23 protein-coding genes, 1 tRNA gene and 1 pseudogene are annotated in these 25,247 nt (G+C 42.2%); 10 read left to right on the top strand and 15 right to left on the bottom strand.

Annotated features, from left to right (window positions below; all coding sequences use genetic code 11):
- Window positions 1–7: 7 nt before the first annotated feature.
- From LRL21_RS35205 to LRL21_RS35195, 3 genes are all read right to left on the bottom strand, one after another.
- On the bottom strand, window positions 8–2,614 hold the full coding sequence (locus tag LRL21_RS35205) for a DrmE family protein (RefSeq protein WP_240420482.1): 2,607 nt from the start codon (window positions 2,612–2,614) through the stop codon (window positions 8–10).
- Window positions 2,615–3,292: 678 nt separating this feature from the next.
- Window positions 3,293–5,743 carry a DEAD/DEAH box helicase family protein gene (locus tag LRL21_RS35200; RefSeq protein WP_240420481.1) on the bottom strand — a complete coding sequence of 817 codons (2,451 nt, stop codon included), beginning with the start codon at window positions 5,741–5,743 and terminating at the stop codon, window positions 3,293–3,295.
- A complete protein-coding gene (locus tag LRL21_RS35195; protein ID WP_240420480.1) occupies window positions 5,721–6,053 on the bottom strand; it encodes a nucleoside triphosphate pyrophosphohydrolase in 333 nt (110 codons plus the stop codon). The genes LRL21_RS35200 and LRL21_RS35195 overlap by 23 nt, the downstream gene beginning before the upstream one ends.
- A gap of 1,135 nt (window positions 6,054–7,188) precedes the next feature.
- Between LRL21_RS35195 and LRL21_RS35190 the strand changes: the two genes are divergently transcribed.
- Together LRL21_RS35190 and LRL21_RS35185 are read left to right on the top strand one after the other, a co-directional pair.
- The gene (locus LRL21_RS35190) at window positions 7,189–8,097 is read left to right on the top strand and encodes a ParB/RepB/Spo0J family partition protein (protein ID WP_240420479.1); all 909 of its coding nucleotides are present in this window, start codon (window positions 7,189–7,191) and stop codon (window positions 8,095–8,097) included.
- On the top strand, window positions 8,097–9,020 hold the full coding sequence (locus LRL21_RS35185) for a tyrosine-type recombinase/integrase (protein ID WP_240420478.1): 924 nt from the start codon (window positions 8,097–8,099) through the stop codon (window positions 9,018–9,020). The genes LRL21_RS35190 and LRL21_RS35185 overlap by 1 nt, the downstream gene beginning before the upstream one ends.
- A 195-nt stretch (window positions 9,021–9,215) precedes the next feature.
- On the opposite strand, the gene LRL21_RS35180 is transcribed toward LRL21_RS35185, so the two are convergent.
- Window positions 9,216–9,443, bottom strand: a complete 228-nt coding sequence (locus tag LRL21_RS35180) for a hypothetical protein (protein WP_240420477.1) — start codon at window positions 9,441–9,443, stop codon at window positions 9,216–9,218.
- Between the two features lie 38 nt (window positions 9,444–9,481).
- Entirely contained in the window at window positions 9,482–9,787 is a 306-nt protein-coding gene (locus LRL21_RS35175; RefSeq protein ID WP_240420476.1) for a hypothetical protein, read from the bottom strand.
- 156 nt (window positions 9,788–9,943) lie between these two features.
- On the opposite strand from LRL21_RS35175, the gene LRL21_RS35170 reads away from it, so the two are divergent.
- On the top strand, window positions 9,944–10,315 hold the full coding sequence (locus LRL21_RS35170; RefSeq protein ID WP_240420475.1) for a helix-turn-helix domain-containing protein: 372 nt from the start codon (window positions 9,944–9,946) through the stop codon (window positions 10,313–10,315).
- A 111-nt stretch (window positions 10,316–10,426) separates the two neighbouring features.
- Here the strand turns inward: LRL21_RS35170 and LRL21_RS35165 are convergent, their stop codons facing one another.
- Window positions 10,427–10,621, bottom strand: coding sequence for a hypothetical protein (locus LRL21_RS35165; protein WP_240420474.1), 195 nt, complete (start codon window positions 10,619–10,621; stop codon window positions 10,427–10,429).
- Window positions 10,622–11,053: 432 nt separating this feature from the next.
- Here LRL21_RS35165 and LRL21_RS35160 point away from each other — a divergent pair, with 432 nt between their 5' ends.
- Both LRL21_RS35160 and LRL21_RS35155 read left to right on the top strand, forming a co-directional pair.
- A complete protein-coding gene (locus tag LRL21_RS35160) occupies window positions 11,054–11,308 on the top strand; it encodes a helix-turn-helix domain-containing protein (protein ID WP_240420473.1) in 255 nt (84 codons plus the stop codon).
- A 14-nt stretch (window positions 11,309–11,322) separates the two neighbouring features.
- Window positions 11,323–12,504 (top strand): tyrosine-type recombinase/integrase, encoded by a 1,182-nt coding sequence (locus LRL21_RS35155; protein WP_240420472.1) that lies wholly within the window; start codon window positions 11,323–11,325, stop codon window positions 12,502–12,504.
- 654 nt (window positions 12,505–13,158) lie between these two features.
- Here LRL21_RS35155 and LRL21_RS35150 read toward each other — a convergent pair.
- From LRL21_RS35150 to LRL21_RS35130, 5 genes are all read right to left on the bottom strand, one after another.
- Entirely contained in the window at window positions 13,159–14,385 is a 1,227-nt protein-coding gene (locus LRL21_RS35150; RefSeq protein ID WP_240420471.1) for an RtcB family protein, read from the bottom strand.
- 41 nt (window positions 14,386–14,426) lie between these two features.
- Entirely contained in the window at window positions 14,427–15,905 is a 1,479-nt protein-coding gene (locus tag LRL21_RS35145) for a limonene hydroxylase (RefSeq protein ID WP_240420470.1), read from the bottom strand.
- A 90-nt stretch (window positions 15,906–15,995) separates the two neighbouring features.
- The gene (locus tag LRL21_RS35140) at window positions 15,996–16,787 is read right to left on the bottom strand and encodes a nucleotidyltransferase domain-containing protein (protein ID WP_240420469.1); all 792 of its coding nucleotides are present in this window, start codon (window positions 16,785–16,787) and stop codon (window positions 15,996–15,998) included.
- A gap of 71 nt (window positions 16,788–16,858) precedes the next feature.
- Complete coding sequence (locus tag LRL21_RS35135; protein WP_240420468.1) at window positions 16,859–18,358, bottom strand: TROVE domain-containing protein; 1,500 nt, start codon at window positions 18,356–18,358, stop codon at window positions 16,859–16,861.
- Window positions 18,359–18,673: 315 nt separating this feature from the next.
- Window positions 18,674–18,743, bottom strand: a tRNA-Ser gene (locus LRL21_RS35130).
- Window positions 18,744–18,913: 170 nt separating this feature from the next.
- Between LRL21_RS35130 and LRL21_RS35125 the strand changes: the two are divergent.
- From LRL21_RS35125 to LRL21_RS35110, 4 genes and pseudogenes are all read left to right on the top strand, one after another.
- Window positions 18,914–20,223 (top strand): annotated as a pseudogene (locus LRL21_RS35125) (helix-turn-helix transcriptional regulator).
- Window positions 20,210–21,034, top strand: coding sequence for a WYL domain-containing protein (locus LRL21_RS35120; RefSeq protein WP_240420467.1), 825 nt, complete (start codon window positions 20,210–20,212; stop codon window positions 21,032–21,034). The pseudogene LRL21_RS35125 and the gene LRL21_RS35120 overlap by 14 nt, the downstream one beginning before the upstream one ends.
- 13 nt (window positions 21,035–21,047) lie before the next feature.
- Window positions 21,048–21,569: a CDI toxin immunity protein gene (locus tag LRL21_RS35115; protein WP_240420466.1), complete on the top strand. Its 522-nt coding sequence runs from the start codon at window positions 21,048–21,050 to the stop codon at window positions 21,567–21,569.
- Between the two features lie 151 nt (window positions 21,570–21,720).
- The gene (locus LRL21_RS35110; RefSeq protein ID WP_240420465.1) at window positions 21,721–22,017 is read left to right on the top strand and encodes a hypothetical protein; all 297 of its coding nucleotides are present in this window, start codon (window positions 21,721–21,723) and stop codon (window positions 22,015–22,017) included.
- Window positions 22,018–22,084: 67 nt separating this feature from the next.
- On the opposite strand, the gene LRL21_RS35105 is transcribed toward LRL21_RS35110, so the two are convergent.
- Complete coding sequence (locus tag LRL21_RS35105) at window positions 22,085–22,600, bottom strand: SF0329 family protein (RefSeq protein ID WP_240420464.1); 516 nt, start codon at window positions 22,598–22,600, stop codon at window positions 22,085–22,087.
- 48 nt (window positions 22,601–22,648) lie between these two features.
- On the opposite strand from LRL21_RS35105, the gene LRL21_RS35100 reads away from it, so the two are divergent.
- A complete protein-coding gene (locus LRL21_RS35100) occupies window positions 22,649–22,975 on the top strand; it encodes a hypothetical protein (RefSeq protein ID WP_240420463.1) in 327 nt (108 codons plus the stop codon).
- Window positions 22,976–23,021: 46 nt separating this feature from the next.
- Here the strand turns inward: LRL21_RS35100 and LRL21_RS35095 are convergent, their stop codons facing one another.
- The 3 genes from LRL21_RS35095 to LRL21_RS35085 are packed head-to-tail and all read right to left on the bottom strand — an operon-like array spanning window position 23,022 to window position 25,065.
- Window positions 23,022–23,375 (bottom strand): hypothetical protein, encoded by a 354-nt coding sequence (locus tag LRL21_RS35095; RefSeq protein ID WP_240420462.1) that lies wholly within the window; start codon window positions 23,373–23,375, stop codon window positions 23,022–23,024.
- Between the two features lie 50 nt (window positions 23,376–23,425).
- Window positions 23,426–24,145 (bottom strand): NADAR family protein, encoded by a 720-nt coding sequence (locus LRL21_RS35090; protein ID WP_240420461.1) that lies wholly within the window; start codon window positions 24,143–24,145, stop codon window positions 23,426–23,428.
- A 5-nt stretch (window positions 24,146–24,150) separates the two neighbouring features.
- Window positions 24,151–25,065 carry an ATP-grasp domain-containing protein gene (locus LRL21_RS35085; protein WP_240420460.1) on the bottom strand — a complete coding sequence of 305 codons (915 nt, stop codon included), beginning with the start codon at window positions 25,063–25,065 and terminating at the stop codon, window positions 24,151–24,153.
- Window positions 25,066–25,247 lie beyond the last annotated feature (182 nt).

Raw genomic sequence — 25,247 nt, 5'->3', positions numbered from 1 at the left:
CCACACTTTAGAGTATTACAGGCTTATTTGCTAAATGAGCTGGAATTAGTAAGTTTTCAGTATCGGAAAGTTGTTCGATTTGTACTAATCTTGACATTTTATTGAGATCGATTGGCAGCTTACTAAGGATTTCATCTTCCTGAGCATCCTGATTTTTATTATAGCTTTGAACGATGTTCTTGCCGAGAAACCTTAAGATACGAATTCTCATTGTTCTGACTTCTCTAGTCGATTGATGGAAAGCCTCCGGATTCTTTAACAATTGAGGATCTTTAGTTATTTTCGCTATAGCCATATATGACTCAACATCTCTTGGACCTACAATATGAGAGCTCTGATCTAGCCAACTTCTTAAAGTTACTTCGTGTTTTAGTGTCCCGGCATCTGCCATAATATTAGATAAATCCCGATAACTAAGCCGTTTTTTCTTTATCAAGTCTTTGAGTACGCTTTTCCAATGCAATGACTTCCGATAAGATTCACGAAAATTTTCTTCACAGTCTTCACTTTGTAAAATAATATCAATTATTCTCTCTACGATATCCCTTGTGTCGTTATCGTAATTCGTAAATATTAGTAAATCTCCAACACTTAACGAAGGTACTTCCTTCTCAGTTATATTTTGACGATCGACATCAAATACATAAGGGGAATAATATCGTGTTAAAAAAAGTCGTTCCCCTGTATCTAACATTGCAACCTTTATAATTTCAGAGATCTGAGTGCCAGAACTAGAGGATTCTCTCAAACTATCCAAGACCACAGTGAAATTAATATTATTCGTAATAGATTCCAGGTAGTTGTCAATGTATTCTTCATCGCGTTCCACACTAACAGTAATTTCCTCATCTTGCTGCCTGGTAACATTATTAAATGTTTCTATCAGCATATTATTCTCTTTTATGGATAATAACCTACGATTTGTTTGATCTTGTGCTTGTGTAAGTCTCTTGCTCTCGTGATCGTATAACAAAAAAGAAATAGTCTTTGCATTGCATAATAACAACGGATTTAGTTTGGACCAATCCCAAACCCCAATAACCTCTACACTGTGGTAATTCGTGTTTGAACTATATTTGTTTGGTGTGAAAAAGTCACATTTTTCAACTATCTCCCTCAAGTAGTGAGGTACTGACTCTAAAAAGACTTTTGCATAATATGTTTTTGCGCAAATAATCGAAAATCTTCTTTTTGTTAGTTTAAAGTCTTTTAACTTTTCTACCAAGTAGTTATATCTCGGATTAGATTCGTCAAGTCCCCTTTTAATTATTTGAAGGTTCCCTATCACATTCTGCATTAATGATTCAAAATTCCAACCAGATAACTCCCTTGTTAATTCTACTAACGATTGGAGTTCTTTATCAGGAGAGGGAGCATTAATTTTGTTTTCAGCAACCAGCCTCTCCATCTGTACAATTGGAAAGAATGACTTCTCAAGAAGATTGAGTAACCAATATGATTTTTTAATAAACAATGACTTTTTTTCATTTTCCTGCGGATGCCTCGATAATGAATATATATCCTGTTTGCATTTAACTATTACATCTGAAAACTCGAAATTCACCCTAACCTTTTCAAAATTGACGTTTATATAATTATTCAATAACTTATCAAGGCGCTTACTTTCATCGTGAACGTTTACGCCAGCTAGAACGTCGTCACTGTTCAGCTGAATCTTATCCTTTGTCCAAAGATACAACTTGAGATTTTCTAGATTATCTAAAGTTCTGGAATTCAAACCCTTGCAGACTTCACCAAGCATGATGATGCTTTTCAGTGAGCCCCGGTTGTAAACACTTGTTATTTCTGAAATATCTTCTGCGAAATAGTTAGCCCCATCGATAAGAAGCATTTCAATGCATTTATCATCAATAATTAATTCACGCGCCACAGATAATTTACTAGTAAATTTAATGAGAGGATCTACTTTCGCCGAGTTACCAGAGTAGTAATAGACTTCATTCGATGTATAATAAGCAGCCGGAAAAATATCCCCTACCTTTGCCTGAGATTGATCAACCAAAAGGCTAAGCTGACTAATAAATTGATCTGCCTCTAACTTATCACAAACCACAACCACAGAATTTCTGACAACACTTTTTATATCATCCGTTCCGATTTTGAATAAATTCGATATGACGTTCTTTACATACCTCTTACGCTTAATCCCCCTCCCGTCAAGACTTTTAGCGTTTCCGTAATATGGCTGTATTCGGTTAACAAGTGATATCGGGATCAGATTTTTTGTCCTAGTCCCTCCCTTGTCGTTGTAATAAATGATTATCTTCCCATCAGCATCTCTACCTTCATATATCCCCCTTTTGTTTTCATACAGAACAAGGTCCCCAACACTCAGCTCTTCAAGAAATTCAGCATCATCCCTGTCATCGGATAAATAAGTTTTAAAACAGGCAAGCACTGTTGCGAAATAAAGAGGCAAGGATGTTCCTTGATGAAGAATAATACCACGTTCTTTTCTTGATTTTGTGAGGAGTTCCATGATAATTTCAGCATGTTGAGATATATAATTATTTTTTATCAATAACTTTCCATCCAGTAAAAAAGACGCCTTTGAAAAAGCATACTTCAATTTATCTAAAAGTTGACTCTCCATAACACCCATCCTCTAAGAACTAATAACATGTACATTAAGAACGGCAATACTTCGCGAACTACCTAGGCCACCATACTCGGCTCCAACTTGTCCCCTATAAAACGAACTCATCGAGATCGACGTCTCCGGCAGCGCTTACTTTGTACGCACAGGATAGCGACTGGTGTCGTCCAATAACCTCGAACAGCATGCGGACTCTGCGTCACGCATGCCGCAGAAAGATACAGCAGATCCAGATCATTCCCTCTAGGACTTACGTATACTCCAAGCTCCAGCATATGCGGGCTCTTCCCCCTACAATCTAGTTATACTATCTTATGGTATAGAACTCTAGTCCTACATGTGAATTACTAATATAATTATACGGAAAAAGCGCTGAGACATAAGTCTCATACGTTTCTTTGATTGTACATGTTCAACCAGTTCATTAATAAAAACTTTAGGGATTTCAATAGAGATTCATTCTCGGTCTCAACGAGCATTTTCTAATTTGAGGTTTAAGTAATAGGTGAATTGTGAAACCTCAGATCATCTAAAGATTAAGATTTAGTCATATTGATTTCTTCATCACTTCAGTTGAACTTGTATCAAAATACTGCCTCAATTTTGCTAACACCTGCAGATCTTGACATAATCCTGGTTTACTAATAATTTGAGTTTTTCGTAAATGACCCGTCATTACTGAAGGGGTCCTTGCTTTTGCTCTTTTCGTTCAAAATGATGATGCAGCCTATAAAGGCAAATTTCTTTTGTCCAGCGATACAGGATTGACCGATGCTCATGAGCGGGCTCAATTCTTAGACTAAACACCCCATCTTCGAAGCGGGTCATATTCCCTTTAGCCGAACCCCACTTCGTCATTGGCATACGTTCAATAAGCTGGCTAACCCCTGTTTCATTATACTCCCAGAGCCGTTTCGAGTCCTTGTCGGAGAAATCGATTCGTCTTCGGTATTCCTTTTCCATAAGGTAACCGTGAAAGAATGGTGCTACCTCCTTAGAGGTTACTGACTCCGCCCAATGTTCCGATCCTCGTTCGAGCATATAAAGGAGAACAATCATTTTATAACTCTTGGTCATGACCGTTCTCTCGACATCACGGATCCATGCTTCATATTGATAATAAGCTTCCTCTTCTTCCTTCGTTAAGCATTCTGCCCATTGAAGAAAGCCAACATAAGAACCGAATTCATTTCGATACTCCCAGCTATTTGATCTCCCATAAAGGTGAAGCTCTAGATAAGTAGGGATTCGTCCGAGCTCATTCTTTAGATCAAGGAAGGAACGATGCAAACGCTCGCGATGTGGTAGCTTCTTACGGCTTAACTCATCGAGCAGATTGATAACTGCCGTCTCTAGATGAAGCTCACATCCGACCGGTACAGATGGAATCACTGGTTCCTTTGCTGTTCCCTTTGCTTCCCCTTCACTTGCAAATAATCGAAGCTTCACGTCAGCATTTCGGTAATTTCCAATTAAGTCAATGATCTTACAATGCGACTTCTGCTCTGACAATCTCAGCCCCCGACCAACTTGTTGTGTGAACACCGTTAATGATTCCGTTGGACGGACGAAAAGCAAGGTATCTACGCTAGGAATATCTACACCCTCATTGAACAAATCGACTGTAAATATAACTTCTAAGCTCCCTCTGGCTAGACGTGTAATCGCCTCTTCCCTTGTGATTCCTACTGTTCCAGAGTGAAGACTGACCGCTGATACTCCCCTGTCTTGAAAATAGCCCGCCAAAAATTCCGCCTGCCGAATGGACGAGCAAAAACCAATCGTTCTTGTTTGCTTGTACTCTGTCCAGGCATCGTATATCTTGACGGCCAGCGTTTGTTTTAGCTGTGCCGCAGTCAGCTGTTCATCATCATAGTGCGTTCCAAGCCATCTAATGGATGAATAATCGGTATCGTCATAGACGCCGAAGTATTGAAATGGAGACAACCAGCCACGACGGATGGCCTCAATAAAATGAATCTGGTAGGCAACGTTACCGTCACAAAGGGCATAGACATCCTTGCCGTCCATCCGGTCTGGTGTTGCTGTGATGCCAAGTAAAAACTTCGGTTTAAAATATTGGATGACCGATTGATACGACTTCGCGGCAGCATGGTGGAATTCGTCTACTACAATAAGATCAAACTGGTCCTGAACGAAGGATTCACGGTGCTTTTTCATCCCGAGTGTGTAAATCGAAGCAAATACACAGTCAGCGTCTCCCTCTTTCATGACCCCGTTATAGATACCGAAGGTTTTGTCCGGCATGATACGCTGGAACGATCGTTTTGCCTGAAAGAGAATTTCTTCACGATGTGCTACGAATAGCACACGTTTAAACCGCTGAGCAAAAAATCCTGCAAGATAGGTCTTCCCAAGTCCCGTGGCCATGACAACCATGGCTTTATCATATTCTTCTTCTAGCGTTCTCTCTAATGCATCCAGTGCATCGATTTGAGCAAATCTAGGATGGATAGGAGTTTGTTCGCCATCCGAAACTGTTTTTTCTTCAGGTTCCCCTATATTTTCGGTACGGTATTCATCCTCTTCCATCGCTGTGATCATGCGGATTAACTCCGGGTGTTTACGATGGCAGGTACGATACTCCTCTTCATAGATAGCAATGGTATGCTCATTCAACGATAATGTTGAATCGTGATAGAAATTCTGCATAAACTTGTCCAAAGCGACTTGGAAGGTATAGGGCTCAGCTTTTGCATTCATCGCTAGGTTCCATTCCATTCCCATTCTCATAGCAGACATGGAGAAGTTGGAGGAACCGACGATAAGCAGCCCTTCACCATTTTCATAGTCAAACAGATAGGCTTTAGGATGAAAGGACGTTCCCATACTTCGCCATAACCGTGCTTCCAGCCGTGCATCAATATCGAGTAAAGCCTGCAAGCCTTCTGGCTGCGTAACAAAAAGATAATCGCCGGCCAAAACCTTAACTTCAGCTCCCCGCTCTATCGCACCTTTCAGATGGGGCGCCAACAAGCGCACCCCCGACTGCATTATAAAGGAAGTCATGATATAGATACCGGATGCATTCTGCATCCCGGTGATTAACTCGTCCGCTAAATTCTCTGTAATCAGTTTGACATTAAGCGTTGTTGTCGTCGACATCGATTAAATACACCCGCTTCTGGAAACCGCCACGTGCTTCCGCCTTCTTCTCTCTCAAGGCTTCAAGTTGATCCCACGTTGCACCATGTACGGTGGCCAAAGCCCGAATGATCTCGAGCATATCCGCAAGTTCTTCTAATGATTCTTTTGGACCTTGGGCTGAGAAATATTCCTCTGACTCTTCCTTTAGCTTTATGACCAGCTCTTTTTTATACTCTTCCTCATCTAAAATACGTGTACGACATTCCTTACCATTTGCTTTGATCACCTGGGGAATAAGATCACGAACAAGTTTATTGTAAACCGGCATGGGTTTCATCCTTTGTAAGTTAGTTATCTAATATTGTAACACATTTAATGCAATGGAAAAGATTAGTGCAATTCGTTTTTTAAATGATGAAAGAACATAATTAAACCCGGCTTTAAAGGCCACATTTAATAGAAAAGATAGGGTCACCTTTAGGTGATTTAAAGTGACCTTTGGGCGACTTAAAGTCACCCTATATTAGCTATTTATAAGTAGGTGCATATAACAATGTTCAATAAACCTATGCTGTAAGCCGATATTACTTGCTCCTGTAACACTTCAATCTGCAGTAGCATGTAAAAAGATAAGGTCACCTCTGGGTGACTTAGAGTAACCACTGGGTGACTTAAAGTCACCCTATTTTAACCTGATAATACAAGCTGAGGATTCATTGAAATTCTTGCTTGCATTCCATTTCGTAATGATATATATTCAGCCTATACCTTCCTTAACTCATTCCCTTACTGCCGGCAGGCGCTAGCAGTCATTCTAACTCTTAAATTCTTCCTCAGGGAAGACTGTGCCTTTAATTCCTATTTGGATTGATTATTTATATGTTCTCTATGAACCATAAGCCCTTGGGCAAGTTATTCCTTGTGAAGTCAAAGGACTAACCAGCCCAAGGGCTTTTTATATTTTATTCGTGCGCTTCCAAGCCAAGAAATGATGTCTACATGGACAAAATTTCTTGGCTTTTTATATAAATTCTCTCTTTACTGATTTTTCAGGTCTATAGCGTATATACGCTAAATTGGGGTTCGGTGAAGCCCATAAGTTCACCAAATAACACAAAGCTCATTATGAGCGACAAGCGCTGGCACGGCAGATAGGTGCACCTAACATAGCCGGGATCGTCCCGCCGAGCTATGGTTACAAACAATCGGGCAAGAAAACGACCTGGTCTTTTACCGAGCTTATTGCTTGCTTTAATGCGGGTTGTTGTAAGCAGAGCTTTATGCTCACCCGTCCTGGGAAAGCTTATCTTTACTCAAAAAAATGTTCATTGAAAACTTAATCCTTCTCTCAGAGACTCAGAGAGAAATTTATAAATTGGCATGTTCATCTCACATATACCAAGGCTTCCCCATTCATGATCTATGAAGAAAAGCAGAAGATGAGCTTAGCCCTTAGTTGAGCTATGTCTTTTTTAATAAAACAAAATGATAAGGAGTTGGAGTTCAGTATGCAGAAAATTTATGACCAAATTCAATCGGTACCCATCAACCAGCTAACAGAACATCCCTTAAATCAAGAATTATTTTCAGCATTAACACCATCTGAATATGGGCTTTTGCGCCAAGGCATCCAAGACCATGGATTACAACACCCCTTATTAATTAATAAAGAAATGGTCATACTTAGCGGAAACTGCCGATGGAGAATTTGCAAGGAACTGGGTTATGAGTATATTGATGCGAAGTTGGTAGACTACTCCTACGAAGAAGAAGCAATTGAATTATTAATTACCGAAAACAAGGCACGCCGTGGAGCGGAAGACGATTACATCAAGCTAGCAAAACAGATGGACTCCCTTCACGAGGCTTGGAATATTTCAGCTGGCCGAAAAAGCGCGCATGATGCGCGGGATAATGGACAAAAAAAGCGTAAGGATGTTGCTGCTGTGTTTGGGATGAGCGAAGCTCAAGTTGGACGGCATTTGCAGCTATTGAAATTAAACCCGAACATTCAAAGTTTGGTATCTGAGGGAAATATCTCATTAATGGGCGGTGTGGCATTATCAGGCCTTTCAATGGATATGCAAAATCTATTTTATGATTACATGCAACAAACGAATTACCCGAAACTTACAGTCAATGAAATCAAAACAATCATTGAATCTCTTTGTAACACAGTAGGAAACTCAGAAAAAAATATTGATTCAGTACCTAAGACTGAAACTCCAATTGATGATATTGAAGAAAAGGAAATTGCGAAGATTCAAATGGCCATCTCCAAGGTTCTCCTTTTAAATCTTAGTAATGGATCAAAAAATAAACTTAAAGCAACAATTATCAGTACTCTAAAAAAACTTGAGGAGAACGCCTAATGGGGAAATCCACAATTGAAGTACAGATGGAAATTTGCTTCAAACACAGTAAAAGAAACAGCTATCTTAGCAGAAAAAGATACATTGGGAGTTGCAGGCTCTTTATTGCTTATTTGAATGATGTGTTTAAACTTCAAAATCTTCGCAATCTGCATGATAAACATGTAGCAGCGTACATTACGGAGAGACAAAATCGAGGGATGACAGCGAAAACAATCCTTAATGATTTATGTGCTATCCGGTACCTCCATGATCTTATCCAAAACCCGCGGTATGAGTTATCGGATAATAGAGTCCTCCAGGATAAATATGGACTAGTTCTAGATAGCGCGTTTTCTGCTAATGGAGACAGATCATGGACCAGCGAAGAATTTGATCGAATGTTGCAGCTTGCCACTAATTTGAATCGGGAAGATATTAAGGATGCTATGACCTTAGCAAAAGAACTTGGGCTTCGTGTAACTGAGGTTGTAGCTATGTCACGTGCCCAAGTTGAAAAGGCACTGCGCACACATATCCATACAGTTAAAGGCGAAGCTAAGAACGGAAAACATAGGGATGTACCTCTGACGCACACAGCTGAGCGCATAATGAGAAAGCTTATGCAAATAACCCCTCGAGGGGGGAAGGTCTTTGTTAAGGAGGGAGAAAAGGTCCACCATGTCACAAATAGGATCCAGCAATTCATTAATTACCAACGCGAAAAAATTGTAACACGAGAAGGGGAACAACAAAGGAATGATCATCGATATGGTACCCCTCGTGAACTAACAATGCATGGTCTACGTTACAATTATGTACAAGACCGTTTTGAAACTGAACTATCTAAAAATGGAGTACATGAAACGAAGGCTGCACAGAAGATAACTAAGGAAATTGGCCATAATCGCACCAATGTTCTCAAGGTATATACGGGTGGATAAACCCGCTGTTAAATAGACCCTCAGGGTATAACTGAACATCCGGTTATACCCTTTTAGCTCGTCACCCCTCCAAAATGAAATACCGTTCTCCACCATTCCTCAACGACTATTACTCCCATCAACCTGTTTCAGGGTTAACTATATTTCTAATGGTTTATTTGGCGAATGATCGGATTTTTTAGATTAGTAAGCAGGCTACTCAGGGTTATCAATCTGGTCCAACACCATTGCTGCAAATCTCAGTAATTCAAGATCCGACAAATCCTTCACTGGCATCATATCGTTATCCATATGAGACCGGAATTTCTGAACCTTTATTAACATTTGCGGATTATTCTGTTGGCTTAATGAAACTTTCCTGCAGTACAGCTCAGCTATACATTCCCGAAGGACATCGGTCATCTTATTTGATTGATTTACCATAGGTATCCCCTCGTTAATTAGTATGGGTAGAAGCTTGCTTAAATAAATTTATTTAAGTCAAGCGCGTTCTGGTATGAGTCAGCAATATTAAACTTATAAATCTCTTCATCAACATGATTAGGACGATAGGATATACCTAAAACCCTGTGGAGCTTTCCATCGTCCCCCTTTAAATTAGATATCCCATCTTCCGTTTGAGCAACAGCCATCCTATGTACCTCTTCCCCATCTCTAAGCTCTAGGATCACTTGATCTTCGTTGCGCTCTATATTTTTATACCGAAAACATTTTTTTACGCCTTCTTCATTCACAAGAATCAACGTATGTATCTGATCTGCCTTCATTAAAAATCCCCCTATCAAAATTCGAAGCTATCAAAAATACTTCATATAATAAAAATATATACATCACCTATCTCTCACAAGCCTCGTATAAGGCTTAAATACTGCAAATAAACCTTATGAGATTTATATCTGCATAAATTCAGGAGGATGGCGAAAATGGATACTGTCAGAAAACTTATAGGTAAAAAAATAAGAGCTGTTCGAAAGGAAAAAGGATTAACGCAAGTCGAATTAGCCGAAAAGGCAGAGCTGATGTACCAATATGTCGGTGCGGTCGAACGGGGGACCCGAAATATTTCCTTGGACTCTTTAGAACGAATTATCTCGGCATTGGATGTAGATATTGAACATTTTCTAAATCTAAAAAACTTGGGCAACAATTTAATCTCTGAAGAGGAAACAAGCAAAGGGTATATCCTAACCCTTCATAACTACTTATTAAAACCACGGTCCGTACAAGAGATAAAAACGATACATAAAATTACTGAGGATATACTAAAGCTCTTGCCCCCCAATAAACATGCCTAGATTTACATACTTTAGTATTAAACCCTTCTCTGGCATTAGGATTCATGGCCGAAAAGGGTTTATATTGGTCTGTAATTTAGTTTTGTAATGCATACTATTTAGATAAGGATGCTACTTTTTGTAGTAAGGATCTATTTTCCTTTCCCCCTTATCTAGTACTATTTTTTCGCCATTTGGCTCTTCACGAATATAATGACCGTCTTGTACGTAGAATAACGGGGCTCCTGCTTCTTTTGCCTTTTGACGAACGGATATTTTTACTTTTTTGAAGACCTGCATCAATTCATCCCTGTTTAAATCAGACATGGATTTTGATCCCTCCATTATCTTGACAAGACTTATTGAAATATCTATTATTATAGTATACTATATTAGTTTTCAACCATTACTTCTATTCCCTCCAGACGGTCTGGGAATCATTCTTTTTTTTTAATTCTGTGCTTAAATTTAAATGGACGTTTTTTTCGTCGATAATAAAAAGCCCTTTTCAGGTAGTATGCATTTCTCCTACTGAAAAGGGCTTTTTTGTGCTTTTTCCAATAACTAATCTCAATCAGCCGAGTTCCCCCATCATCTAAATGGCGGCTTATAAACAGGGAACACCAACAATTGAATTATGGAGGTCGGTTACAAGAAAAAAACAATTTTAGTCCCCATACCATGAGAATAAATTTGGGTTGTCCGAAAATTGCTGGCGGTCTCGATAAGCTTTACTCTCAAATTAAGGAGGTATTTTACATGCGTGATTTTTATAAACAATCCATTGATTATATTCCTGCAGCAAAACGCAATACCTTAACCCTCAAGGAAGCGTGGGAAGAGGTATTCGAATGCCAGATCTCAAAAGACAAGCTTTATGCAGAATGCCGTGCCGGGAGACTGCCCCATACGAAGGTAGGTTCAAAAATTCTTTTCCGGAGGGATTCGTTGCTCGCTTGGTTCCATGAACAAGAAACAAAGAACTATTCAGCAAACATTGAATCACATGCATAATAGGAGGTTTTTTCATGGCAAGTTTACAAAAACGCGGTAATGATTCTTGGCTACTGGTCGTGGAGGCGGGTATAGGGCCTGACGGAAAGAGAATTAGGCGAACCAAGACAGTTAGTGCGAAAGGCGTTCGCGAAGCCAGAAAGCTGCTTGCAGAATTTGAGGTCGAGGTCGAATCAGGCCACTATATTGCACCCGAAAAAATGACTTTTGCAGCATTTGTAGAAGAGTGGAAAGAAAAATATGCTCAGCATGAACTTGGAATTAAGACGTTAGATATCTATTCACGCTTTTTGAAAAACCGGATCCTTCCGGTTTTTGGTCACATGCGATTAGACAAGATTCAGCCTTTTCATATAGTCAACTTTATCTCAGATCTCAGCAAGGAAGGCAGCCGGCAGGACGGCAAAAAGGGCCAATTATCCTCGGGCACCGTACAATATACTCATAGAATCATAAAAAATATATTTTCCCGCGCAGTGGAGTGGAAACTGATCAAAAGCAATCCTGCTGCAGATATCAAAAAGCACAAGGTGAAACGAAAAGAGATCGAAGTATACGATGAAGATGAGGTAACATTGTTGTTCGAATTATTAGAAAATGAACCAATGAAATGGCGTATCATGATCATGCTCGCAATAACAACAGCACTTCGCCGTGGCGAGCTAGTTGGTTTAGAGTGGGGACACGTTGACCTCAACAAAGGGATTCTTGAGGTTAAACAGAGCATTTCTCATTCCATTAACGGTCAGAGAATTATTTCCGAACCTAAAACGGATAAATCTAACCGCAAGGTAAGTCTATCTGATATTGTGATTGAGCATCTTAAGGAGTATTATTTGGAATCGCGGAAAAAGCGCCTTGCATTAGGTGACGCCTGGAAAGGTGGAGATCATTTTTTTGTGTTCAGTAACGATGAAGGAAACGCCTATTACCCTGAGACACCTTATCTATGGTTTCGCGCATTTCTTAAGAAGCATGGGTTAAAATACATTAGATTCCACGATCTTCGCCATACGAGTGCCACCCTATTAATCAACAAAGGCGTACATGCAAAACTTATATCAGAGCGCTTGGGCCATTCGAATATCTCGACCACGATGAACATCTACGGCCATGCGCTGCAATCAGCAGACAAGGACGCCGCGAATAAACTTGATCCGTTGGTTCCACCAAAGAAAGAAAAGAAGAATGGTTAGATGAGACCGTACTGGATTTTGTCCAGTGCGGTCTATCTTTGATGTCAATTACACAGCTGGATACGTATTTTCCCCAATAAATACAAAGAAAAAAGCGCTCATCCACCGCCAAAAAGGTTGGCCGCCTTACGGTGGGAACGCCTTTTTCTTTCCGAAACAACGAATCTCCTGTGAGCATTAGCCCACAATATCAGCAATAAAACAAACGGTCTGGCACCCGTCTTCAATCATCATACTAGAACTGCCTTTTTACAGCAACCTACTATTCTTTTGGGCTATTTGCATACATCAATTTCATTGCAGCTTCACAAGATCAGATTTAGGCAATCCTAGTTTCCTCGTCTTTTCTCCTGCAATAAGAACAGGAACAATGAATCTTACCCTTAGCAAGCTTCCCTAAACACTTTTCATGCCACCCGAGCTGCTTAGCGATCTTGCTCTTTTGTTGGATCACCCTTGTTCGATGGTGCCGATAATACGCTCGATTCCGATTACTAGATTTGTTTTTCATTCCATCACGCCCCTTGGGAAAAGGCCCAGCCTGCAAAGGAGCCAAGGGGATTTATGCCATCCCTTACAGGCCGGACGTGATGAAACTACTAACTTGAATAAACATATATAATCACCTCAAATCGATGAGCTATTAGAAATGCATCAATCCTTATACGGATCAAACTCATCAGCTCCAGCCATGCAAACACCAATTGGTTTCAGTACATGCATGACCTCGATTGTTTCGGCATGCGCATCCAGTACTTCTTGAAGCTTCCGATAAACAAAAGGACTCTCGTCCGTACCTGCACCGCGCAATTCAACACCGAAATCCCGAACAGCCTCAAGCATTTGCTCTGTAGTAATTTGCCCGCCGCTGCGGGTGCGGGTTTTCCAATTCATTTTGCCTGCCGCTTGGGTTCTGCTCATAATTCGTCCGGCTCCATGAACGGTGCTGTAGTAAGATTCTCTGTTCTCTATGCTGTCCTTCCCTTTTACTATAACAGATATATCCCCCATACTGCCGCCGATAAAACCAACCTGACCGGGTGCAGACGGGGTTGCCCCTTTACGAACGACGACGACTTCTCTACCGTTGTGCGTCTCTTTCCAAGCATAGTTATGATGGTTATGAACTTCAAGGTCCGCTTCCGTTCCCAGCATGGCTAATACTTGCCGGATCACATAATCCCTACCAGCATAGGCATAACGTCCAGCCAGTTTCATCGCTCTGTAATACATATCGCCCAGTTCACTGTTCAAATCCGGCAGTACTGGTGGCTGGTCCATCTTTTCACCAGGGGCGCTAGCGAGAAAGTCTCTGCCAGCAGCCAGATTAATAAAACCGCTCGCCGTTTTATGCCCGAAGCCTCGACTCCCAAAATGATTTGCAATCCACAAACGACCGGTTTGCTCTTCTTCAAACAAGTCTACGAAATGGTTACCACTGCCGACTGTGCCGAGCTGACTCTGTGCCAATGCTTTCAGCTTGTCGTGCTCCTGTTTGCCAACCGCCCTGTAAACGCCCCAATCCGGATCATCGAAAAGGTCATGATCAACCTTCTCATTATTGACACGTCCTACTCCGAAGGAGATTTTGCGAGCGACCTCATCCATAATCCTCTTCAATCCGGGCTTTATGTCTTGGACAAATAAGCTGGTTTGCACCGCTTTATTTCCGCACGCAATATCATAACCAACGCCGGATGGAGAGATTTGCCCGTCGTATACAACTACCCCGCCGATCGGCTGACTGTAGCCCTTATGATGATCTGCCATGAGCAGGGTTTGCACCACATTACCGGTTTCCGCGCACGTTTTCGCTTGAGCCAGCGCTCCGCTGTCTGGGTTACCCCAGACCCGCACGCCGTCTATATTTTGATAAGCCATACAACCATTCAACTCCTATATAATGAATGCTACTCCCGTACTTACAAACCTTTTGCCTCACGGAGTTTGTGAAGTCGTTCTTTTACCGAGTCTTCAGGTTCCACTTCTGATAAGTGAGTGACCGCTTCAACAAGCCGCTCACCCCAAGAAGCAAAGTTCCAGCCCTCTAATGCCTTGATCGCCATGTTCCGATTTGAGATCACTGGACTGTTCAGGCCAGTGAAGATCAACTCTGTACCAATCCCCTCGAACCGATCCAAGCTCTGAAAAATAGCGCCCAAATTCCTATGTGCTGCATATTCTTTGCCAAATCCCATCTCATTCCCGGGGCCTGAGGCGATTTGCTGCAAGGGAAGATGTTCGGTGGCGAATTGAACAAACTTCCGAATTCGGTTTGGATCATTCGATTTCATGAGCTGTATAAAATGAAAATCCTGCAGCGGGTTTTCGGCAAGCTGGTCAAAGAGAGTGTCCCAAATATCCATACCAAGCTTTTCAGCACAAGCTACGCCATAGTAACGGTCCGACGAATCACCGCTGCCAACAGCCTCCATAACGATGCCCGCCCACTTGGTGTCGGCTATAATCGATTGGCAAGCATCGCTAATATCGGTTCGTAACTGCTCGCTCCACCCCGCCGACATCCGAACGGCCCACTTGTCCTCAACCTGAGCCAAGAAGTCGTAAATGCTAAATATAGCTGACAGATGCTTGGCGGTTGCCCCTATCTCCTGGGTTAGCCTCACGTAATCAGACAACACCTGCGGAGCATGCTCATAATCATCAATATCCTCAGCCGGCCCGCCATTCAATAACGCTTCTATGATATCGGTCGCCGCATCAAACAATGCGCTATCTACCCGATCAGCCGAGAGCGCCTCCTGCAAACCACCGTTTCTCGCACAAATACAGGCTAAATATTCGTTCATGACACTGTTGTGGCACCCTTGACGCAGCAGCCAATCTTTTATCTCCTGACTAGCTGGCTCAAGTCTCTCGACGATATGTATTTTCCCCCAGCCATGAACACGTTGAGCCAACTCAAATAAAACTTGGTTACTATCTTCCATTCCATTATGAATCGCAACCGCGGCATATAGCGTAAATTCCTCGTGTCTCCCAAGCGTTAGAAGTAGTTCTTTTACTTGCTCGTTCTGAAAAAGGCCCAGCATTGCAATTCCGAATTTGACGACATTTCGATGAGCCGCATTTTCCGCCAACCATTTCGCCTCAAGGAATAAGGATCCTGGATGTATTCCGGGCTGCTTGCGTACTTCATCTAAAATAGAGTCAATCATGCCACCCATATCTGTCTTCACAAGCTTAGCATACAGTGCCTTTCTTGTTGAATTCTTAGGCTTTCTAGATTGCTTCGCTAGCAGGTGAACCATCTCTCGTGCCTCATCCGTCATCTTAGCAGGTCCGGCATGATGTCCAAATGCTCCATCCATACCGCCCGCTACCCATCTGATTTTACTGCCGGACCAAAACTCTTCATCATCCGGCAGCGATCCGTCCACGAATTCCCCTTGTCCCTGAATATAGGAACAAATGGAGGGCTTACCCTCCCAAAGTGGCCTTTTAGCTCTACCGAAGAAAATAACCATCGTTCACTTCACCTTTCCCCATACTTCCTTCAGCACCGATCGGAACAAATCGTCCAGCTGCTGATCCTGACCTTCACATGAGGTTTGCATCCCCGCTGCCATCCGTTCGTAATACTCAATTTTTGCTTCCAAATACTCGTTGATGGGGTTGATCCTTGGTTCGTAATCCATTTCATCGCCCGCCTTTTTGCGGACAAGCAAACCGCCGATACTCGTTTTAAGCTCGCTTCCCCTTGGCACAACATCATCAACCAGCCGGTCAAATTCTATAGGTGGCATGGTATTGCACTTCTCGATCCACTCACATGCCAAAATCGGGCGGAGAACGTAGAAATACTTTTTGATTTTCACCTGATCCCCTTGCAGATACTCCCGGTAGTTCCCCTTTGCCATGTGCAAATAGTGATACATACAGGACTTTGGAGAAAACGTGAAGGGAGAAATCCGGCGGATTTGCTCCGCTATCGCATGATTCTCCATATAGACGATCGGAGACTGAAGCCACTCGAGCAGTGGAGGATTGGATTTGCGGAACAAGTTCAATGCCTTTCGCAGATCCCAGCCATTGATGTCCAGCATGTCGCTGATCGGACGCTCGATGACATCCCGCTTCTCGAAGATTGATATATACCAGTCCACCGGTCTAACATAGAGAAATCTAACATCGTAGTCGCTATCCTTAGACGGGAAACCCCATGCGCGGCTGCCCGATTCGCAAGCATACAGGATTCGAACGTTCTCTTCATTTTCGATTTTTCTTAGCTCTTCTATTACTTGCTGTTTAACATCTGACATGGTGGGCTCCCTCTCTGGATTATAATTTTGATAATGGCCCTTGGGTCGGCATCCACGGCCAACCCACCTTTTTAACCGTCTAAACTTACTCCCTCTACTCGCTCCACCAGCGAAGAATAGCCTTTAACTGACTGCGCGATATAGGAAAGCACAGTATCACTCCAACCATAAATGTAGAAGGTCTGAGGATCTTGATCCGGTACCATTGCATGCCGGTACGGAGCAATATCCACAATAAATGCCTTCACGTCCCGGTTCACTTTCGAACGGTATAGTCTCAGCTGCTCATAAAACGGACTGCCGCTGTTTTGCTGTTCATCCGTGATGATGATGATTTGATCTACCTTCCTCCGCTCTTGGATCAGCTTCCGAACAGGCGCACCTGTATCGGTTCCTCCACGAGCATGGATTTGCGCCGCCTGTGTTAAGATACTGTCTTTACGGGAAGGCCTAGCATCCACAACCTCCGTATCAAACAGCCAGAACAACGAACTTCCCTGCGTCTTTTTATACAGTGCCAAAGCAAACACCGAACCGATCTCTAAATACTGGCCGTTCATCGAGCCGGAGATATCAAGGAAAATTGCCGTCTTTTCTCCGAGTTCAGGCAGGTTGTCGAACGTAAGCTCGGCAGCTTCTCGCAAAGCATCCCTTAGCTCCGGATGATCCATCTGGCGGAAAGCCGTCGCTAGCCGGAATGGCATGATTTTGGCCTTCTTCAGTGCCTGTTCATCGGTTATGCGGTTCACGACATAGTCCAGGTTACGTTTTTCCTCCAAAACCCCGGCTCGCTGCAAAGCATTCATATGCCGGAGCAGCGCAAATGTCGGCATCTGGTAAAGCAGCGCTTCCCAAACGGCTTTGGACGGCTTGATTGCACCCGTAACCGTTTCATAAGGAAGCTTGCCACGTTCAATCCACGCGATCAGTTCTTCCTCAGTTGAGGCGAGCTTCAGATTTTCCAGAGCCTCGACTTTAGGCAGCAAGGCAAGGTTTGCCTCCAGTCCACGCAAATATCGGAACAATGCCTGCTGCTTCAAGTCTTCCGGTTTCGGATGAGCGGTTGCAATGGCATCACCCAGACTGTAGCCGTGTCCGCGGCCGTTATATTTTATAGCCCAATATTCGGACACTCCGGACAAGAAACGGTTTACCTGCCGCTTGACGGCACGGCCGCCCTCTCCACGCCCCATACCTTTCAATATCATTAGGAAGTTGGACAAATCGGAAGGAATTCGAACCACGAGCAGGAAGATCTTCGCAAACAAATCCGGCCGATAAATCGAGAGAATCGCCAAGCCGAATAAAGGTTGCAATCGCATATAGCCCTCGTTCCGAGCAAAAATAATTGCCTTAGCCATAAAATTCGGATTAATCTTCGCCATCTCTTGATGAAGCTGTTCTGCATCGGAAAACAGTTCATTTTGATCCGCGTAAAAGGTATTACTCATGGTATTGGTCAGCAGTGTCTGTAAATACTGCTCCTCCAGGGATCTTGCGAATGCTGGGTAATGATCTTTATTGAATGTATTCGGTCTAAACGAACCGAACAGTTTTTTTGCCATACTCATACTGGATTGACCTCCCCAAAGTTTTCAAAGAAAACTGGCATCGTAAGCATACGCTTTGTAGCAATGGTGAGGAAAAGGCGGGATAGGTTTGCTGCAGGAGTCGAACCTGCCGTATTGCCCGGGTAAACCATTGGTCGATTAAGCTCGAAGTAACCCATCCCAGCGCCTCACCGGCTGCTTAAGTTATTTCTTAACGAAGCGAGGAAATGATTAAAAAGGCCGTTAGTGCCGAGACAGACACCATCAATACTTATCCCATATAAGTCGAAGGAACCCTTTCTGGCGCCTCGCTTCGCTATTCCTTGATTAATGATCATCGAGGAAGTTGGACTCGAACCAACGACAAGCCGATTAGAAGTCGAAGTAACCCTTCCATGCGCCTCGATGATCTTTTTAGCCGCCGCATTATCGCATCGGCTTCTGTATCTATATTCGCTTATTTTTGGAGTAACGAACATGGCGAAAGTATTACGACTGGTCATAAAGTTTTCCATTTCATCTAATTCCCTCCCCTGTTACAATGGAAGAAGATGTTTTTTTGAACGGGGGATAACTTTGGCTAAGGAGAGCTTCGATAAAGAAATCCAATTCTTGCGTATGCTGGTACTGACTAGCGGTGCGTTCAGCAGACAACAGTTCGCAGAGCGGCTCGGCATTTCCGTCCACACTTTTGACAAAACAATCCGGCGGCTCAAAGTGGTCGTCAGCTCCGTGCACCAGCATTTGCCGCAGGAACAAATAAAGAGTTTTCTGAAACCATTCGGTTTAGCTATTATGACTCCACCGACCCACTGCTCTTGTTTCTATTTCGCGCCAAATCTGTCAAGGAATCCGAAAGCCAACGAATCTCGCTGCTATTAGCCGCGATGAATGAGCAGGCTTTGACTGCGATGGAGCTCATGGATATGTGCTGCAGCAGCTTGCCTTCTGATCTTCCTCTGCCTGACGAGAAAACCATTCGGTCGGATCTCAAGTACTTAGAGGAGGTCGGTGTCATAAAGAGGGAAACCGGGCCTCGCCCCTTCCGTTATCGCATTCAAGATAACTTGATTCGCAGCTTATCGGACGAAGAGCTTCTTGATTTGTACGATTTTGTGGATGTGATGGCGAATACCCAAGTCCCTTCCGTTCAAGGCTATCTGCTGCGTGATGGACTGAAGAAACATCTTTTACGCAATCAAGTCGAGCAATATGCTGTAGAGCCATTTTTATATAAATATCATTACTACTCGCGGATCCTGGATGAGGCACATCTATTTACGCTCCTACATGCCATCCGTCACCGCCGCAAAGTCCGTTTTCTGTACTTCTCACCGAAGTCGGAAAAAAGCTACGCCTCCAAAAACACCAATCCCCTGTTTGAACGGGATACTGAGGGCAAAGCTGAAAAGACGCTACCGCTTAAGATTGTCTATGATCATCAATATGGAAGATGGTATCTGCTTTCCCACGGCCGAGAGGGGATTCGGAAATATCGTATGGAAGGTATCACGCAAATTGAAGAGGACGAATCCGTTGACGAGGTTTGGTATGAGGAAAAGAAAAGCGAGCTTACTGAGAAAATACGCTACAGTTGGCTGATCGATACCGGACGGCCGGTGACGGTGCGCGCCCGATTTTATAATCCTGAGGGTTCTGAACCTAACTTCGTCAAAGAGCGGGTCATGCTGCAGGGTCAGTGGGGACAAATTGTGTTTGAAGATGAACATTCATTTATTTACGAGATAACCGTAAACGGAACTACCGAGATCAAGCCGTGGCTGCGGAGTTTCGGTTCCAGCTGTGAGGTTCTTGAACCCGCTCAATTCCGCCGGGAAATGATTGCCGAATGGAAGGAGATTCAGTCTTACTATGAATCTGTTTGAGAAAATATTCAATCACCAGATCATCTCCCGGTTGGAGGATTCCGGTACCTTCATGGTCACTTCGCACGAACGGGCATGGCTGAAGACCATGCTGGAGCATCCCGCGGCGGCAGATGCTTTCGCTGCGGACACTTTGGACATGCTGCGTTCAGCTCTCGAATCTGACCAGGTAATGGATATATCCCACCACTTGATTGAAAAAGCCCGTACAATGGAAAAGCAGGTCTACCACCCGCTCCTGCGGCCTTTGCGCCGTCACATCATGAATAAGACGGGTATCCGAATAACGTACGAGGTCAAGGGTGGGCGTGTAAACACAGAGCATTCGGGCTTTCCATACAAACTGGAATACTCCATGGTTAAAAGAGAATGGTATTTGCTCTGGTATCACGTTCGGCATCGCGCCTTCATGAGCACTAGGCTGAAGAAGATCCATTCTGTCACGCCAGAACCTGTCGACCCGTTAGTAGCGGAAAGCATTCTAAAGAAGATCGAAAAAACTCTTGAATCGCGTAAAAGTGAAGTTGTCATTGAAATTGTCCGAGTTTATAACGCTGAATTGTCCCGTATCCTGTATGCCTTCTCCAGCTTCGAAAAAAATGTGGAGTACGATATGGAGAACGATACCTATCGAGTCCATGTTTCTCTGCTTGGGGACGAAATGGAGTATTTACTTTCCAAGATCCGTTTTCTGGGGAAGCGGGTTCGGGTGACCCAAGGCGATTATTTGAAAAGACGTATGTTGGAATCGTCAACGAAAGCTTTGGAGCGATACGGGGTTATTGCGGCCGGTGAGGAGTTGTCTTCGTAATTGGTGATAAACTTTGTTTGGAGGACTGCATAGAGGTCAATTGATAATTATTAAAGATATTGAGGATGATGATTATATGGAAGATAGGGACGCCCGTAGGTTTAGGATTGAGCAGCTAAAGAAGAACATAAAACGAAATACATCATATGGGGAATTATTCAACGAATGTATCGCTGTTCTAAATATAAACTCACGTGTTTATAGTCTTGAAAAATCACAAGGGCTCGCAGATAAGATGGTTAACGAGTTTAACTTTACTAAGTGGGGCAGAGTTGATTGGAACTCTGTTCCTAATAAATTTTCTATTAAAGATATTTTGGAGTTAAAGATGTATGAGCTTGATTTTAACAAAAATTATTTTATTATCTGGGATGAATATAACCTCCCGGTAATAGAAACGACAATTGGAGATGTTATAGAGAATTTTAAAGATATTACCGATGTAGGGTTCGACACCTGGATTGTTAATTTTGATGAAGGTTTAATTATCGAAAACTATCACGATGGAGAAATAACAGTAGGTAAGAAAAAATAATCATACAACATCGCAACGTAATTTTCTGAAACGGACCAGATATCCCTAATAAGAGAAGTTAGAAACCAAATAGTTACCGCAAGACTACTATGTTGCGCTTCCAGGAAAACCTAAGTATTTCTCATTTTCAAAGAAGGACTGAAAAATTTTAATGCTGATAAAACAAGAACTTTTCCTTACAGTGCATAATTGTCTCAATGGGAGAGGCTTTACAAAGACAATACCAGTACAAGAACCAAATCTTAATGAAGTAGTAATAATAGAATATCTGAACCACAAGAAGAAAGTAGGAATTGCCTGGGATGGAACGAATGATTACTTCATTATTCAAAAGAGCTATGTCAGAAGACCTGCATGTAGCACTTTCTTAATCCGATTGAATGAATTGAACTCAAAAGAAGAATTAATTAATGACATGGAAGATATTTTAAATGAATGGAATGTTTAAGCTTGCATAAGACTTTTGAGGTTTACCACGTGGAATACAAGTGTGAACCAGTAATTCTTCATTAATTTTACTTAAAACAATCCCGTCTAAGTTCATAGAAAATCTTTACTAATGGATGTTCATCGTTACTTAGGGTTATTCCTTCAAATCTACGTCTCCCTAGCCTACTATCAATTAATGAGAATGCTTTATATATGGGATTATTTGAAGTCAGACTTTCTGAAAATGATGTATTAATATAGTTATCCAGATTGATGAGTATATGACTTGTTTCGTGAACTCCATATCGCATTATCTTTTCAACATTTTTGGATTCAATATTTACTTTATAAAAATCATTGTGAAATCCATGTTGAAGTTGAAATGAGTTTAATAATTCATCGGGAACAGGTGTCATATACCAATGGTAATATCCGCCACCAAAAATCTTTTTTCCGTCTATTGTAATCCATATTTCGCCATAACCGTCATGTGCATCATGATATCGAGTTAAATGAATATCAATTCTATTCCTTAGCTCTTCGGTAATAAAGCTCTTTAATCTCACCCTTAATTTTGACCACATAATAAAAGTTCCTTTCAAGTTAATTATCCTAATTATATTGTATTGTATTGGAGTTGGTTCGGAACGATGATGAACATTAAAGTACCCTCGTCCCCACATATGGATAATAATGATGATCTTGCTCTTAAAATAGTGAAGAGCATATTGGATGATATTCAAGGAAGATACGGACTAGATCAAATGATCATCGGTGGCCCGGATCGTAAAGAACAAGAAATTATTATTTTGATGTTCGAACAGTGGAGACAACTCGTTTCACGCGAGCTTCACGCAAAGGGATTAATCAATGACTGTTATAGGCCAATGGAAATACATGAAATTGAAAATCTAAGTCTCTCTGAATTACTGGAAATACGAGAGAAATATTTACAAATTGATGCTTCAAATACTTGAAAACTGAAGTAAGTTCGACTTATTTTTATGGGATGGTAATAGCAGTCTATTCTTCATAATGCTTTTTCCAGCTTAAAACGTTTCTCCATCTTCTAGCTGCAACTTTTTCAATTCTTTCATTACGCCTATTTACCCTTTGGTGGTAAGCATCTCGCTCCTCGGATCTCATTGCCCGTAGTTTTTGAAGAGTACTCGTAATCTCAGTATCACCCCCAGTACCAAGAAGATCTCTTTGTTTTTGATTAGAGCCATATTCTATGCCTTCTTCCCATGCACTTTGGAGTTCAAAAGGAACTTTATCAGCAAGTTCTTCCGTCGGTAGCTCCATTAACGGGGTATCGAAGATGCCATCAACTACAAGAACAAGAAACTTGCCATCTCTAATTACCGATTTATACAAAGTTCCAACCCCCTTTTTGAATCATCTTAAATGCCTATCTTCCAATCAGCTTATTCTGCTGCCCTTTTCCAATCTGCCGGAGGGACAAAGTAAGCGTCATATTCTCGTAATGCTTCTTTACTCAACCCTTTTCGCCATTCCCATAAATACATTAGATAAGTTTCTCCTGTTCCCATCCTCCAAAATATGCTATAGGGATGTTGCTCAGGATAGACCAACCATTGTGGCAAAAAGAACTCTGGCGAATAGCCCTCCTGTTCGCTGCGAACTTCCATCAAAATCTGGCCGAGCATATTACGCCCGGTTCCATTTCCGTTGTCACCCCAGAAAGAATCATTGGAAGTATGCTCAACCAAAATACAATTGCCCGTAGACATCAGAATTTGTTTAACTTCCTGATGCTGTTCAACCTTAGCTAGGACCGCTTCTTTCATTATGCTGGCCTTGCAATCTTCCCAGTCCCTTCTAAACGGCCGTGTTCGATCTCTGCCCATTTTAGCCGCTTCCATAGCGGTCGGTGCTGATTGAATGAACTCTTCATGTTCTGTGCCAGCAAACTTCATGGCTTGAAAATAATGCTCGGACGTTGGCCACATTTTCCCTTCTATTTCTATTGGAAATCGGGCAAAATTGGAAAAGCAGCCATAAGGTTTGTTGGTTTCGTAAAATTTTATGATCCGTTCCTCCGGCTTTATCTGCAGCAGCTCGCGCCTGTGTTCTGCGATTACCCTCTCCCAATGATTTTTTAAGTCTTCAGGAATATGATCCATACTTCTCACCTCTCTGGGTTGACCTCTAATTCCATTATCGATTTATAAAACTGTTCCAGGTCCGCATGACTCGGAAGTCCTGAGACCTGCCCATCCCCTATCTCAATAACCGTCCATTCTCCGCCTGTGGTTTTGGCAATATCCATCGTAAAAAACTGACTAGCTACACCTTTTGCTAAATCTATAAACGAGTCGAGATTAGGGAACTCTTGTTGATAATCCACCTCATCCCAGTATTCCGTACACTGAACCAGCTTGTGATGGAGGAAAAACAGCCGGTACTCATTCGATAAAGGCATACCGCTTTTAGGATGATTGGCGAGCTGCTCCAGTTGAATAAACTCACGAATCACAATACCGCCATTAAGCTCCGAGCCTTGGCGATCAATGAAGTTTCGAAGAACCGTTTGGGCTCTTTGCTGATCGGAAGCATCGGGTATATAGCAAGCTTCTTCCCATTCATGCTTTCTGGACTTTACGTAATCCTTAACCATAACCGGTTTGTTTTTGAATATGCGCATCTTCTCAAACAGAACGTCGAAACCATTTGAAAGCTCTTCAATTCCGAGCCAAATACTCTGTGGGGTTGCTTTTTTAATGGCTTCATAAGAATAAGGAAAATAGTGCCCAATTCTATATTCCGTAGGAGAATTGATCAGGATGGCATTTTTCTGCTGCAGTGTGTAATATAACTTTTCGTAATCATTCGGCTTTAGCATCCATCCCCTATAGATAAACCTCTCCGGGACTTCAAATGTTGGGATCCGCTTAACTGCCTTGGATAACTCCTCATCCAAAACGGACTCCAGTGAAACCAAATGTACATCCATCCCTAGCTTTCGGGCACATTTGTATTCCTGTTCATATTCTTGATCAACAACCTTACTATCCAAGGGGTCAGAACAAAATAGAATCTTCATACGGTGTCCTCCATACAAAAATAAGGCCAACCAAATCGTACCATATTATAGTGGCTTCTTGATGGGGAAAATAATTATACATGCACAATTGCTTCTTAAATTTTAAACCTCGAAGAAACATATTTTGATCGACAGCGTTTATATATACAGAAACTAACAAATTTAAATGAGGTGAACTATGA

The sequence above is a fragment of the Paenibacillus periandrae genome (genome assembly GCF_022458865.1).
GTDB classification, from domain to species: Bacteria; Bacillota; Bacilli; order Paenibacillales; family NBRC-103111; genus Paenibacillus_S; species Paenibacillus_S periandrae.
This window is presented reverse-complemented; position numbering and strand designations above follow the sequence as displayed.

Coding starts and splice junctions, on each gene's coding strand:
- LRL21_RS35175 (WP_240420476.1), bottom strand. CDS start 9,787: ATGAAGGCAGATCAGATACATACGTTGATTCTTGTGAATGAAGAAGGC.
- LRL21_RS35205 (WP_240420482.1), bottom strand. CDS start 2,614: ATGGAGAGTCAACTTTTAGATAAATTGAAGTATGCTTTTTCAAAGGCG.
- LRL21_RS35170 (WP_240420475.1), top strand. CDS start 9,944: ATGGATACTGTCAGAAAACTTATAGGTAAAAAAATAAGAGCTGTTCGA.
- LRL21_RS35185 (WP_240420478.1), top strand. CDS start 8,097: ATGGGGAAATCCACAATTGAAGTACAGATGGAAATTTGCTTCAAACAC.
- LRL21_RS35090 (WP_240420461.1), bottom strand. CDS start 24,145: ATGGATCATATTCCTGAAGACTTAAAAAATCATTGGGAGAGGGTAATC.
- LRL21_RS35140 (WP_240420469.1), bottom strand. CDS start 16,787: ATGTCAGATGTTAAACAGCAAGTAATAGAAGAGCTAAGAAAAATCGAA.
- LRL21_RS35135 (WP_240420468.1), bottom strand. CDS start 18,358: ATGAGTATGGCAAAAAAACTGTTCGGTTCGTTTAGACCGAATACATTC.
- LRL21_RS35120 (WP_240420467.1), top strand. CDS start 20,210: ATGAATCTGTTTGAGAAAATATTCAATCACCAGATCATCTCCCGGTTG.
- LRL21_RS35160 (WP_240420473.1), top strand. CDS start 11,054: ATGCGTGATTTTTATAAACAATCCATTGATTATATTCCTGCAGCAAAA.
- LRL21_RS35085 (WP_240420460.1), bottom strand. CDS start 25,065: ATGAAGATTCTATTTTGTTCTGACCCCTTGGATAGTAAGGTTGTTGAT.
- LRL21_RS35110 (WP_240420465.1), top strand. CDS start 21,721: ATGCTGATAAAACAAGAACTTTTCCTTACAGTGCATAATTGTCTCAAT.
- LRL21_RS35190 (WP_240420479.1), top strand. CDS start 7,189: ATGTCTTTTTTAATAAAACAAAATGATAAGGAGTTGGAGTTCAGTATG.
- LRL21_RS35200 (WP_240420481.1), bottom strand. CDS start 5,743: ATGTCGACGACAACAACGCTTAATGTCAAACTGATTACAGAGAATTTA.
- LRL21_RS35195 (WP_240420480.1), bottom strand. CDS start 6,053: ATGCCGGTTTACAATAAACTTGTTCGTGATCTTATTCCCCAGGTGATC.
- LRL21_RS35165 (WP_240420474.1), bottom strand. CDS start 10,621: ATGTCTGATTTAAACAGGGATGAATTGATGCAGGTCTTCAAAAAAGTA.
- LRL21_RS35100 (WP_240420463.1), top strand. CDS start 22,649: ATGATGAACATTAAAGTACCCTCGTCCCCACATATGGATAATAATGAT.
- LRL21_RS35180 (WP_240420477.1), bottom strand. CDS start 9,443: ATGGTAAATCAATCAAATAAGATGACCGATGTCCTTCGGGAATGTATA.
- LRL21_RS35150 (WP_240420471.1), bottom strand. CDS start 14,385: ATGGCTTATCAAAATATAGACGGCGTGCGGGTCTGGGGTAACCCAGAC.
- LRL21_RS35155 (WP_240420472.1), top strand. CDS start 11,323: ATGGCAAGTTTACAAAAACGCGGTAATGATTCTTGGCTACTGGTCGTG.